The 13,233-nt window shown below is 70.4% G+C and carries 9 protein-coding genes; 6 read left to right on the plus strand and 3 right to left on the minus strand.

Going from position 1 to position 13,233, the window contains the following annotated elements; all coding sequences use genetic code 11:
- Positions 1 to 228 precede the first annotated feature (228 nt).
- The 4 genes from ACFORO_RS31360 to ACFORO_RS31375 all read left to right on the plus strand — a co-directional run bounded on the left by ACFORO_RS31360 (position 229) and on the right by ACFORO_RS31375 (position 4,372).
- Positions 229 to 780 (plus strand): SAV_6107 family HEPN domain-containing protein, encoded by a 552-nt coding sequence (locus tag ACFORO_RS31360; protein WP_377872721.1) that lies wholly within the window; start codon positions 229 to 231, stop codon positions 778 to 780.
- Complete coding sequence (locus ACFORO_RS31365; RefSeq protein WP_377872720.1) at positions 770 to 1,534, plus strand: maleylpyruvate isomerase N-terminal domain-containing protein; 765 nt, start codon at positions 770 to 772, stop codon at positions 1,532 to 1,534. Before ACFORO_RS31360 ends, ACFORO_RS31365 begins: the two co-directional genes overlap by 11 nt.
- 169 nt (positions 1,535 to 1,703) lie before the next feature.
- Entirely contained in the window at positions 1,704 to 2,405 is a 702-nt protein-coding gene (locus tag ACFORO_RS31370) for a VOC family protein (protein WP_377872719.1), read from the plus strand.
- Positions 2,406 to 3,583: 1,178 nt separating this feature from the next.
- Positions 3,584 to 4,372, plus strand: coding sequence for a GNAT family N-acetyltransferase (locus ACFORO_RS31375; protein ID WP_377872718.1), 789 nt, complete (start codon positions 3,584 to 3,586; stop codon positions 4,370 to 4,372).
- On the opposite strand, the gene def is transcribed toward ACFORO_RS31375, so the two are convergent.
- From def to ACFORO_RS31390, 3 genes are all read right to left on the minus strand, one after another.
- The gene (def, locus tag ACFORO_RS31380; RefSeq protein WP_037809726.1) at positions 4,305 to 4,805 is read right to left on the minus strand and encodes a peptide deformylase; all 501 of its coding nucleotides are present in this window, start codon (positions 4,803 to 4,805) and stop codon (positions 4,305 to 4,307) included. The genes ACFORO_RS31375 and def overlap by 68 nt on opposite strands.
- Before the next feature lie 178 nt (positions 4,806 to 4,983).
- On the minus strand, positions 4,984 to 9,645 hold the full coding sequence (locus ACFORO_RS31385) for an ATP-dependent helicase (protein WP_446681611.1): 4,662 nt from the start codon (positions 9,643 to 9,645) through the stop codon (positions 4,984 to 4,986).
- A 78-nt stretch (positions 9,646 to 9,723) separates the two neighbouring features.
- Entirely contained in the window at positions 9,724 to 10,932 is a 1,209-nt protein-coding gene (locus tag ACFORO_RS31390; RefSeq protein WP_377872717.1) for a hypothetical protein, read from the minus strand.
- Positions 10,933 to 11,073: 141 nt separating this feature from the next.
- Between ACFORO_RS31390 and ACFORO_RS31395 the strand changes: the two genes are divergently transcribed.
- Positions 11,074 to 12,903 (plus strand): Hsp70 family protein, encoded by a 1,830-nt coding sequence (locus tag ACFORO_RS31395; protein ID WP_354747948.1) that lies wholly within the window; start codon positions 11,074 to 11,076, stop codon positions 12,901 to 12,903.
- Between the two features lie 34 nt (positions 12,904 to 12,937).
- Positions 12,938 to 13,132, plus strand: a complete 195-nt coding sequence (locus ACFORO_RS31400; RefSeq protein WP_344268025.1) for a DUF3046 domain-containing protein — start codon at positions 12,938 to 12,940, stop codon at positions 13,130 to 13,132.
- The last annotated feature ends 101 nt before the right edge of the window (positions 13,133 to 13,233 follow it).

A 13,233-nucleotide genomic window follows, 5' to 3' on the forward strand; every position in this document is an offset into this window, starting at 1 on the left:
CGTGCTGCTCCGGCGACCGACCCCGCGCTGCCCTTTGCGCCAGAGGACATCTCCACCGCGCGATCCGCCGCGGCGGCCCAGCCCGCTCTCCAGCCTGAGCGCACCCCGGCGGGTTCCTCCGCATCCAGGCTGTCGGAGAACCGCTCCACCGCACCCTCTGCCGCAGCGGCCAACCCCGCTCCCCAGCCCGAACGCACCCCGTCGGGCGCTCCAACCTCCAAGCCAACCGTGCACCACGTCCCCGAACCCGCCCTGCCCAGTTCGCCGCCCCCGAGGCAGGTCGTCCACCGCAGCCGAGCCGCCGTCCGGCCCTCCGCCGAGTCGGCCGCCCATCGCTCCGGCGGCCCGGGCCAGCCGCAACTCCCGCTGTCCTTGCGCCCGCCGGTCGCTCCCGAGGCGGTCACCCTCCTGGCCCAGGCCAATCGCGGACTCGACCACGCGGAAAACGAACACGACCCGGCCGAACGCTTCATCGGCGCCTACCTCGCCGCCCTGCGCGGCGCGGGTGCGGTGCTCGCCGTCCGGGGTCGTCCGCGTCGAGGCCGGGGCCGTCCCGCCAGCGGCTGGGTGCTGCTCGACGCCGTCGCTCCCGAACTGCGCGAATGGTCGGCCTTCTTCGCCGACCATTCCGAAACCCGGGCCGCCGCCGAAGCGGGCATCACCGGCCGCGTCACCGCCGAACTGGCTGAGGGCCTGCTGCAGGCAACAGCCCAGTTCCTCGAATTGGTCCGCCGGGTCGTGCACGGCCTGCCGATGTCCGGGGAAGCTCATGTCGCGTGAACTCGGCACGGTCGACCACGGCCGGTTGCTCGAGGCGTTCTCCGCGGAGGCGCTGCTGCTGGGGGAGGTGGCGCACTCGGCGTCGCCCGATTCGCCGGTGCCCACCGCCCCGGGCTGGACGTTGAACGAGCTGCTCAAGCACGTCGGCGCCGTGTACTGGCAGGTGCTCGGCTGGATCCGCGAAGGCCGCCGCCCCGAACTGTGGCGCGAACCCCTGCCCGGCCAGCCGGTCGTCGATTTCTACTCCGCCGCCCGCACCGAACTCGAGGTGGAACTGGCCGACCACGACCCGGCCTCCCGAGCCGCCACCTGGTGGTCCGCCGACCCGACCCACGGTTTCTGGCGCCGCCGCATGCTCCACGAAACCCTCGTCCACCGAGTGGACGCCGAAAACGCAGCCGGAACCGGCGACTCGACAGTCCCGGACGACCTGGCCGCCGACGGCGTCGACGAGGCCCTCACCCTCTACTTCGGACACAAGCTCACCACCATGGGCATCTCGGGAACCCGAAACGGCACAGTGGGTTTCCACACCGGAGGCCACAGCTGGATCGCGAGAGCGGGCCCCGGCGAAACAGAAGCCTGGCGCTGCTCTGCCCGAGAAGCCGACGCCGCGGACGCGATAGTCACCGGCTCGCCCGAAAACGTGTACCTCTGGCTCTGGGGGAGAGTCCCGGTGACCATGGTCCACACCGACGGCGACCACGAGCTGTCCGCCCAAACCTGGGCCCTGCTGCGACTGGCCACCAGGTGACCGCCTAGAACCGAAAGCGGGGAAGCTTCTCGGTTTCTCACCGGCCACCTGGCGATCCGGCTGTGCCGGCAAGCGCGATACCCCCGCGCTTGCCGGCACAGTTCTTTCACCCGGTCTCGCCAGCGCACGATCCGCCGTTTTTGTCGGACCTCCCCGTTACCGTGGCGACATGGCAACCCGTCTGGTCAACCTGGCCATCGCCGCCGAACAACCAGCCCGCCTGGCCCGGTTCTGGTCCGGCCTCCTTGGCTGGCACACCACCGCGGAATCCCCGGACGAGGTCCATCCCGCAGCGAACGACGGCTGTGATCTCAACCTGGTCTTCGCCCGCTCGTCCCGTCCGAAGACCACCAAAAACCGGCTGCACCTAGACCTCTCCAGCACGTCCGGCGAACACCAACGCGAAACCGTCGCCCGAGCCGTTTCCCTAGGCGCCCGCCCCATCGACATCGGCCAGCGCGACGTCCCGTGGATCGTCCTGGCAGACCCCGAAGACAACGAGTTCTGCGTGCTGGAACCTCGCCAGGAATACGCCAGTGCCGGTGCCCTGGCAGCGATCGTCGTGGACGCAGAGGACCCCGCACGCCTAGCGCATTTCTGGTCTTCGCTCACAGCCTGGCCCATCACCGCCGATGAGCCCGCCATCACTACCCTCCGCAACCCCTCCGGCCGCGGCCCCACTCTCGAATTCCTCCGCGTGAAAACCCCGAAGCACGACCGAAACCGCCTTCACCTGGAACTAGCCCCGGCCCTCGACGAGGACCACGCCGCCGAAGCCCGCCGCCTCCAAGCAGCCGGTGCCCACTTGATCGGCCAGACCGACTTCACCGACCCGGAAGACAACGAATTCCGCCTGCTCGCCCCACGCTGATCCGCGCCACGTTTCCCGCAGATCACGCATTCCCGGGCACCCTCTGACAAACCCGAAACACCACAGGACGCCCCCGGTTACGTGCGTCAGGAACGGTAAGTCCCATGGACATGCCTTCGACGCCCCGCAGCCTCCTCGCAAACGCCCTTGCCGACGAGCCGGCACACCTCGCTCGCTCCGAGCCAAACCCCAGCCATTCCAAAGAAAACCGCCCACCGGCCCGAGCCTGGCGAGTACGCGTACGCTCCGACGACTACCCCGGAACGCTGGCCCGCTTCGCGATCCGACTAGCCGACCTCGAATGCCGCATCGTCGGCCTCACCAGACACCCCGTACCCGGCGGCGTCCTGGACGAGTTCGTGCTGCGCCCCGCAACCGGCCTGCCGCAACACCTCCTGATAGACGCCCTCCGCGACGAAGGCGGCGATTGCCTGGGGATGACCGAAACCGCCATCCCCGAACTCCGCGCACCGGCCCCCGCACCCGAGGATTCGATCGCCGAGGCCGTCGCCCGGGAACTCCTCACTCCGATCACGGACACACCCGCTCCCGGCCGGACGACTGCCGCTGCGCCTGATACCGGGGAACACGGTGTTCCGGAGGCAACTGCGTTCCGCGCCGACCGGGAGATGCGCGCTGGGATGCCTGCGTGCGAACACCATGCTTCGTCAGCGTCGGCGGCTGACCAGACGACCCGCTCTGAAGCCGATGCCAGCGAACGCTCTGCGGCAAAACCGCTCCCGGGTGCGGAGCACCCGCCCGCTGATTCCGTCGTCGGAGAATCGCGCGGCCTTGGAGCAAGTGCTTTCGCTGCCGATCGAGAGGCCACCTCCGGCACCGGCGTCCGGAAGCCTGCCGCAGCTCAACCGCTCGCGCTGGGGAAGTCCGACGGCGATGCCGCGATCCGGGAGTCGCCTGCCTCGGCGGTGAACGGATTCGTCGCAGTTCAGGAGGCCGCAACGGGAGCCGGTACTACGGAACTCCGTGCGGCGACTGCGCTCCCCGTCGCGGGGGAGTTGTGCATCGGGACTGGAGACCTGCCCGCCCCGGCAGCACCCGCGCGCGCCTTAGCGCGAGAGGCAGCTGTCGAAACCAGCGTTTGCGGCCTTCGCGATTCGACCGCAACGGCCCTCAGCGCCGCTCGGCGGGCGATTGCCGATCCCGGTTGCCGTGCTCCGATGCTGCGGTCGGTCCTGTCCGCCGACCTCGTCACGCTGGTTCCCGCGAACGAATCCAACCCGGCGCGCACGGAGGGCGGGCACCGGGCGGTCTTTCCCTTCGGCGACGGGCAGGCGTTCGTCGCGCGGCGGCGGTGGGTGGCGTTCGCCGACTCCGAACTTGCTCAGGCTGCGGCGTTCCTGGAATTACTCGCCGCGGCGGAGCAGAATCTGGCCGGGCCGATGGTGCTTGACCGTCCGGACGGGGCCGCGGTCGTTCTGCGGATCGGCACTCCGCGCGACATCGACGCGATCGGCGCGGTGCACCTTCGCTGTTCGGCGAAGACATTGTTCAACCGCTACCACACCGGGCTGCGCACGGTTCCCCGAAAATGGCTGCACCGCTTGCTCATGCCGCCGCGCGGAACCAGCTTGCTCGCAGTGTGCGGCCCGGACGTGATCGGGTTCGGACAGCTGATCTCTCAGCGCGACGGCACGGCTGAGGTATCGCTGCTCGTCGAGGATGCTTGGCAGCGACAGGGAATCGGCACGGCGTTGCTCGCTCGGCTGATCGCCCTCGCCGGGGCGGACGGGATCACGGAACTGACCGCGGTCCGCCTTCCGAGCAACGACGCCATGGCCCGGACTGCCGCGCGCGCCGGACTGTACGTCGAAACCAGCCCGGACGACGACACGGTGCTGCGGCTCTTCGCCGCCCGGACGCCCCGGGCTCCGCGGCCGGTCAGCGGTTCCAGAACCAGTCTTTGCCCCGCGCCTCGCGCAGCGCCTGCTTCTTCCGGTCGGGAGTGAGCCGGTCGAGGTAGAGCTTTCCGTCGAGGTGGTCGGTTTCGTGCTGGAGGCATTGGGCCAGCACGTCGACGCCCTCGACCTCGATCGGCTCGTTGCGCAGGTCGACGCCCCGCACGACGGCGTGCTTCGCGCGGACTGTCGGGAACCACAGCTCCGGCACGGACAGGCAGCCCTCGCCGATTTCGTGCGTCTCCTCGGAGAGGTGGGCGATCTCCGGGTTGATGACGTACCCGGTCAGCCCGCCGACGTCGTAGCTGAACACCCGCAGCCCGACCCCGATCTGCGGAGCCGCGAGCCCGGCCCGGCCCTCCGGCTGCACGCTGTCGAGGAGGTCCTTCACCAGCGCCTCGATCTTGCTGTCGAACGTGGTCACCGGGTCGCACACGGACTTGAGCACCGGGTCACCGAAGTAGCGCAACTCGCGCATCGCCATGATCGAACGTCCTTTTGTCCACCGAGGGGCCACGAGAAGTCTAGTGACGCCACCTGCTTCCCCGACGCGGGTCCGCCGCGCGCGCCCGCTGACCGCGCGACGGAGGCAGCCGATCGGTGGGACTATGGGCCGGACGCGTCCATGCTCATGGCTAGGCCGAGCAACAACCCAGGCAGTGTCAAGCTCTCAAACGGAGTCCCTTCGGAGTCGCACGGAAGCCGGCTTCCTGCAGGATCTCGGCCAGCTCCGAGGTCAGCGCGTGTTCTCCGTCCGCGCGCTGCACGGCCAGTTGACCCAGCCAGCCCTCCCGGACCGCAGTCGACAAGGCAGCTGCGGCGGCCTGCAGCGAACCGCGTTCCTCCGTGAAGCTCAGCAAGGAGCGACCGCCGCGTTCGACGTACAGGGCCGGGATTCCGTCGACTAGCACCGCCAGCGCTCCGGCTTTGCGCGCTGGCCGGTGTTTCGTGTCGCCAGTCGCGGCAGGCCAGGACAGTGCCGCGCCGTACGGCTGTGCTGGGTCCGCGGCGGCGAGAACTACGGCACGAGCGCTGTCGTTGCGGCTCGCAGTGGCGGGCGCGGTGCTGGAGAGGGCGCGCAGCCGGTCGACTGCGCCCTTCGCCGCGAACTGTGCGGCGCCGAGACCCTCGACGACGTAGCCGCGAATGACCTGCCCGGTGTCCTCCATGCCGCGCAACACCTTGTAGATCCCGGAAAAACCGCCGGTGACCCGTTCGGTGTCGAGCGCGCCTCGGGTGAGGACGCCGTGCCGTTCCAGGAACGCCTCGGTGCGGGCGTGCGCACGACGAGTCGGCTCGGCTTCCCGAAGTGGGGTCAGCGCCCATCGGCCAGCGGCGGTCGGCGGTCCGGTGCGTGAGGGCATCGCCGGACGCCCGGCGCGCATGCGGGCGTACCGGCCGCGTGGTGCTTGCCGCCGCGGCTTGTGCGCGCCGTGGCCCGCGACCTGCGCGCGCAGCGGCGCAAGCGTGTCGCCGGTGACCAGCCCGGCCCACACCAGATCCCACAGCGCGGCCACCACGGCACCATCGTCCGGCGATTGCTCCAGGCCCGGCGTGACCCGGTCGACGAGCTGCCGGAAGAACAACGCTCCGCCTTCCAACGCCGTCACGATCGCTTCGTGCAGTGGGCTGGTCGGCGGATTCTCCTCGACCTCGGGCAGCAGCAGATCCGCGACGTCGGACGGAGCCAGCGCCAGCCAGCCGTCTCCGCCGGAGAGCGCGCCGCAGCCCGCCCAGGTGACCTCGCCCGCGGTGGTGAGTTCGTCGAGCAGCGCGGGGGAGTAGCCCGGCAACCGGCTGGGCAGGATCAGCGACTCCACCGCGCTCGCCGGCAAGGGCGCGCCGGCAAGCTGTTCGACCACCGACAGCACGTCGTCGGCCGTCGGCGCGGACCGCAGCCGCGCGCCGATTCCGTGCCACGAGGGCAAGAACCGGCCCAGCGCCGCCGGTTCCACGGGCTCGACCTCTGCCCGCAGCCGGGCGAGCGACGCGCGCCGCAACCGCCGCAGTACGGCCGCGTCGCAGTATTCGACGCCCACACCATGGGTTTCCGGATGCCCCACCGGACTCAGCTCGCCGCGGACCAGCCTGCCTTCACCGGTGAGCCGGTCCAGCACGCCGGTGACAACTGCTGTTCCTAGCCCGAACCGGTCTGCCGCAGCAGTCGCGGAGAACGGACCGTGAGTCCGCGCGTAGCGGCCGAGCAGATCGCCCACTGGATCCGCCACCGGCTCGGTGAACGCCTCGGGCACGCCGACCGGAAGCGCGACGCCCAGTGCGTCTCGCACCCGTCCGGCGTCCTCGATGGCCAGATACCGCTCCTCGCCGCCGATGCGCACTTGGATCGCACGCCGTGCCGAGGCGAGTTCTGCCAGCCACTCCGGCTGGATCCCGCGCTCCGCGGCTTCCGCGATGGACAGATCGCCGAGGAACCGCAACAAGTCCGCCGCGTCCTCCGCCGACCGGGCGTGCCGGTCCGGATCGAGCCGCTGCAGCGACCGTTCGACCTCGGCCACTGCCTCGGGATCGAGCAGTTCGCGAATCGCTTCCGTACCGAGCAATTCGGCCAGCAGCGCGGAATCCAGCGACAACGCCGCGGCCCGCCGTTCGGCCAGCGGGGCGTCTGTCTCGTACAGGAACATCCCGACGTAACCGAACAACAGGCTCCGTGCGAACGGCGACGGGGCCGGTGTCTCCACTTCGACCAGCCGCACCTTGCGCGCCCGGACGTCCGACATCAGCTCCCGCAGCCCGCCGACGTCGTAGACGTCCTGCAGGACCTCGCGCATGGCCTCCAGCACGACCGGGAACCGTTCGTACTTCGCCGCCACTGACAACAGCTGCGACGCCCGTTGCCGTTGCTGCCACAACGGAGTGCGCCGCCGCGGATCACGTCGCGGCAGAAGCAGCGAGCGTGCCGCACACTCCCGGAACCGCGCCGCGAAGACCGCCGAACCGCCGACCTCCGCCACGATCAACTGCTCGACCTCCTCCGGGTCCAGCAGGACGTCGTCGGCGCCGATGGCGACTTCGCCGCCGTCGGCGTCGAGCGCGTCGGGCAGCCGCAGCACGATGCCGTCGTCGGAGTGCGCCACCTGGGCGTCGACGCCGCGGTTTTCCCGCAGCCGGGCGGCGATCGCGAGCGCCCACGGAGCGTTGACCTGAGCGCCGAACGGCGAGTGCAGCACGATTCGCCAGTCGCCCAGTTCGTCGCGGTAGCGCTCGAGCAGGATGACCCGGTCATTGGGCACGTGCCGGGTCGCTGATTTCTGTTCTTCCAGATACGCCAGCAAGTTGTCACAGGCGCGCTGGTCGAGCCCGGCCGCGGCGGCCCGGTCTCGCGCCGCCGGGGTGTCCGAAGTGGACAGTTCGCGGACGAACGCGCCGAGCGCCCGCCCCAGTTCCAGCGGGCGTCCGGCGGCATCGCCCTTCCAGAACGGCATCCGGGCGGGCTGGCCGGGAGCGGGCACGACGATCACGCGGTCATGGGTGATGTCGGTGATCCGCCACGACGAGGTGCCGAGCAGGATCGTGTCGCCGACCCGCGATTCGTACACCATCTCCTCGTCGAACTCGCCCACGCGCGAGCCGGGTTTGCCTTCGTCGCCCGGCGTCATCACGGTGAACAGCCCGCGGTCCGGGATGGTGCCGCCGGACGTGACGGCGAGCCGCTGCGAGCCCGGCCGCCCGTGCAGCTCGCCGCCGACCCGGTCCCACGTGATCCGCGCCCGCAGCTCGCCGAACTCCTCGCTCGGATAGCGGCCGGCGAGCATGTCGAGCACCGCGTGCAGCGCGTCGTCCGGCAGCGAGCTGAACGGCGCCGCCCGCCGGACTAGCGCCGCCAGCTCCGGAACTGTCCACGGTTCGAGCGCCACCATCGCCACGACGTGCTGGGCCAGCACGTCGAGCGGGTTGCGCGGGTAGCGCACCGCCTCGATCGCCCCGGTCGCCATCCGTTCCGCGACCACCGCGCACGACACCAGGTCGCCGCGGAACTTCGGGAACATCACGCCGGACGACACCGCGCCGACCTGGTGCCCGGCCCGGCCGACGCGCTGCAGCCCGGACGCCACGGTGGGCGGAGCCTCGATCTGCACGACCAGGTCCACCGCGCCCATGTCGATGCCGAGTTCGAGCGACGACGTGGCCACCACGCACGGCAGCCGCCCGGACTTCAGTTCCTCTTCGACGTGGGTGCGCTGCTCGCGGGACATCGACCCGTGGTGCGCCCGCGCGATGACCGGCTCCGCACCCGACGTGACGCCGGACTGCCCGACCGCCTCCGCCGGGAACGCGTCGTTCTGAGACAGACCGGTCTGCTCGGACGCGAGTTCGTTGAGCCGCGCGGTGAGCCGTTCGGTGAGCCGCCGCGAGTTGCCGAACACAATGGTGGAGCGGTGCGCGCGGATCAGCTCCAGCACCCGTTCCTCCACCGCGGGCCAGATCGACGGCCGCTTCACCGCCGCGCCGGCCACCTCTTCCTGGGTGCCGATCCCGCCTTCGGACGGCAATTGCGACAGCGACGTGAGGTCGTCGAGCCGCTCCATCGGAGACGGTGCCGGGCCGTCGAGGTTCGCCATGTCCTCGACCGGCACTTCCACCCGCACCTGGATCGTCTTCGCGAGCTTCGGCTGCACGACGGTGACCGGGCGACCGCCGGCGAGGAACGCGCTCACCTCGTCGACCGGGCGCACGGTGGCCGACAGCCCGATGCGCTGGGCCGGCTTGGGCAGCAGCGCGTCGAGCCGTTCCAGCGACAACGCCAGGTGCGCGCCGCGTTTGCCGCCCGCGACGGCGTGCACCTCGTCGACGATCACCGTCTCGACGCCCTTCAGCGATTCCCGCGCCGAGGACGTGAGGATGAGAAACAGCGACTCCGGCGTGGTGACCAGCACGTCCGGCGGGGTTTTCCCGAACGACCGGCGCTCCGCCGCCGTGGTGTCGCCGGTGCGCATGCCGACCTCGATCTCCGGCGCGGGCAGGCCGAGCCGGTGCGCGGCCTGGGAGATGCCCGCCAGCGGCGCGCGCAGGTTGCGCTGCACGTCGACCGCCAGCGCTTTCAGCGGCGAGACGTAGAGGATCCGGCACCGCTCGCGCGGGTTCGCCGGCGGCGGTTCCGCCGCCAGCCGGTCCAGTGCCCACAGGAACGCGGACAGCGTCTTGCCGGACCCGGTGGGCGCCACGACCAGGGCGTGCTGCCCGGCGTGTGCGGCCCGCCAGGCCCCTTCCTGCGCGGCCGTCGGGGCGGCGAAGGCTCCGGCGAACCAGGTGCTGGTCGCCGGGGAGAAGAGGTCGAGGACGTCGTTTGCCACGGGATCCATCATGCGCGGCACCCCCGACAATTTCCGGGGCCAGGGCACAGCGGTCCGAGCCGGATCCGCTCGTGTGGGTGACCGATCGGCTTAGATCGCGTACTTCCACACAGTCAGCGAATAGGCCGAATACCAGGCCCCGACCAGCACGAACACGGTCGTCGCGGCGATCATCGTGGACTTCTTGCGACCGGCCAGCCCCATCGCGACGGGCAGCAGGAGAGCGAAGTCCGGAAGCAGGAACCTCGACTTCAGGGCAGGCAGCCCGGCGCTGCACAGGACCAGCACCACGACCCCCGCCGCATACGCGGCCAACGGCCACGGAATCCGGCGGCCGGTCACGGAGACGACCGCGAGCGCGATCGCCGCGAGCGTCACGAGCACGACGAGCGTCTCCCACGCATTGCCCGAGGTGAAGAGCGTCTGCGTGATCCACTTCCAGGCTTCGGAACCGGCGTCGAAACGCGTGTTCCAGCCGCGAAGCTCCACGTCCTGCCAGCCGGTCAGGCTGCCGGTCTGCACCGCGACGAACATCCAGTAGCCGAGCAGCCCGAGCGGCGCGACGAAAACGCACACGAGCGCGTTCCACCGCTGTCTGTTCCGCCACACGTCGACGGCCGCGGCGATCACCACGACAGCGACCAGCACGCACGCGGTGGACCGGGTGAGCCCGGCGAACAGCGTCGCGGTAGCGGCGAGGTACCACTTGCGTTCGAGCACGCCGACCAGCGCCCACGCGGCGAACGCGGTGAAGAGCGCCTCGGTCATCACCATGCTCTCGGCGATCGCCATCGGCGCGGCGCCCCACAACACGGCGAGCAGCAGCCCCGCCCGCTGGCTGTGGACGAGCTGGCCGATCCGGTACATCGCCGTCGCGGCCGCGATTCCGGCGAGCGTCGACACGAGGATGCCCGCCCCGAAGTACGACACCCCAGGCAGCTTCTCGAGCATGCCGGTCAAAGCCGGGTACAGCGGGAAATAGCCGTACGCCGCATCGGGATAGGGCAGCCCGGCGGCGTCGAGCGGATTGCTCACGCCGGTGTAGCTGTGCTCCGCGATCTGCAGATACCACCAGCCGTCCCACGACTGCAGCCGGTCGCCCAGCGGCAGGTCCCGGGGCGCGGCCATGGCTGCGAGCGCGCCGACGCCGACCAGTCGCACCACGAGGAACAGCACTGCCGCGTGCACGTAGCCGGAACGGCCCCATTTGGCCGCCGCGACCCGCCACGGTCTTGCCGGACCGCCCGCCGCGGTCTGTCCGAACTGTGCTCGGCGAGTCTTGTCCACTAGCTCTGTCATTGCCTCCCCGTCCTCGGAAGACGAGACGTTCCGTTGTCTCCCGGGGTTGCGCGCGCCGCGAGTTTCGCGGGTCCGCACGCACGGTGACCGGGCACGTGGCAGCATCTCCGCCAGCGCTGCTTGAGTCGAGGGGAAATTACTGTGCGGATCCTGTCGGTGGACCTCGGGACGTCCAACACCGTTGCCGTCCTTTCCGCGCACGGCAGGCCGCCTCGCGTCGTAGAGGTCGACGGGTCGGCCAACATGCCCTCCGCGGTGTTCGCCGGTGAAGACGGCACACTCATGGTCGGCCGGGACGCCGAACGTCGCGCGCGCCTCGACCCGACACGGTTCGAGCCCAACCCTAAACGGCGCATCGACGAGCAGACGCTGCTGCTCGGCACAGACGTCGTCCCGGTCAACGAAGCGCTGGCCGCGATCCTGCGCCGGGTGCTCGACGAGACCACGCGCCAGCTCGGCGGCGAGCAGCCGGACGAGGTCCGGCTCACCCACCCCGCGCAGTGGGGCCCGGTGCGCCGCAACGTATTGCTGAGCGCGGCGCGGCTTGCTGGCGTTCGCGGAAACGTAGTCCTCGTGCCGGAGCCAGTCGCCGCCGCGGCGCACTTCGCGTCGTTCCCGGAGCGCGCGTTGGCGCCAGGACAGGCTCTCGCGGTGTACGACCTCGGCGCGGGCACCTTCGACGTCGCAGTCGTCGGCGCGAACCAGAACGGCTACACAGTGCTTGCCGAAGACGGTCTGCCCGATCTCGGCGGCCTCGACGTCGACCAGGCGCTGATGGTCCACGTCGGACGTGAGGTGTCGCACTCGGACCCGCAGCGCTGGCAGCGGCTGCTTCGCCCCGAGTCCACTGCGGACCGGCGTACGCGACGCGCGCTGCAAGAAGACGTGAAGGCCGCGAAGGAAGCACTGTCTCGGCATCCGCAGACAGAGGTCCCGATGCCGGAGCCGTTCAAAGACGTGCTCGTCACGCGCGGAGAGCTCGAAGGCTTGGTGCGTCCCGCGATGCTGCGCAGCGTGGAGCTGCTTTCGCGGACGCTGCGTTCGGCTGGGCTGACCTCGGATCGTCTTGTCGGCATCTACCTCGTCGGTGGTTCGAGCCGGTTGCCGCTGGTCGGGTCGATGATCGCGGAGAAGCTCGGCGTTGTCCCGACGAGCCTTGACCAGCCCGAGACGGCCGTTGCGCTGGGTGCGCAGCACGTCGCTAAAGACGGACTGTCGATGCGTACGCAGAACGTCGAGGGCCAGGTGGCGTCAGGCGCGCCGTACGCGCCGCCTGTTGCGCCACAAGGCAACTACCCGGCGTACTCGCCGACGCAGCCACAGCCGATGCCGCCGTTCCAGCCTTCGCCGGCACCGTCCAACTTCCCGACGTACACGCCCGCTGCGCCGGAGAAGAAGAGCCGCACCAAGCTGTTGATCGGCATCGCGGCGGCTGTGGTGGTCGTGCTCGCGGCGGGGCTGACAGTGTTCCTGACAACACAAGGTTCGTCGGTGAAGACGTACACCGCTGATGAATGCCGTACGCCGGGGCAAGCCGACTCGTCCGGACTGACCGGCTGCATGCGTCAGCTGGCGGGCAAGGTCGCTGACAACGGCGGCTGCGCTCCCGGCATGGGCAACGGTCCGGCCGCGCCGGCGAAGAGCCTCGGTGCCGCGTCGACGTGCGCCGCGCCGGGACGCGCGGGCACTCAGGTGACGTACGTGCAGGGGCAGTCGGCAGCGGAGCTGAAGCAGTACACCGACGGACTGCTCTCCTCCGCGGGCGGCGACCGCACCGAAGCGGACTGGAAGGGCAACGCCCTCGAAGGCCACTACGCGGCGGCGGCCGGGCAGTCGTCGGCGGTCCTCGTTTTCACGGTGAAGGACCGGCCTCTCGTCGGGTTCCTCTATCAGGTGAATTCCGGCGGGCAGGCGGCCACGCCGGGTGCCCTGGCCGACTACTTCGAACAGAACGTCCAGCCGGGGGAGTGATCCGCGGCGGAGCGGGAAAGCTAGCATTCGCCCGATGCGTATCACGGTGTTCCGACGGCTGATGGCCGAGGAGTTCGGGTCCGGACGCGCCGAGATGCTCGCCAAGGACCACGTGTTCAGCGGGCTCGGCGGGCGCACGGTCGAAGAGGCGCTGAACTCGGGGACGTCGGCGAAGGAGATCTGGCGAGCGGTCTGCGTCGAGTTCGAGGTGCCGCCGGAACGGCGCTGACCTGGGGGTTCCAGCTCCGGAAGCGGCGGAGGGCGAAAACCTCGCCGGACGGGCGTGTCGCTGTAAACCTCGAACACCTGTTCGTCTATGGTGTTGTGCAC

The sequence above is a fragment of the Amycolatopsis halotolerans genome (assembly GCF_042647905.1).
GTDB lineage: Bacteria > Actinomycetota > Actinomycetes > Mycobacteriales > Pseudonocardiaceae > Amycolatopsis > Amycolatopsis halotolerans.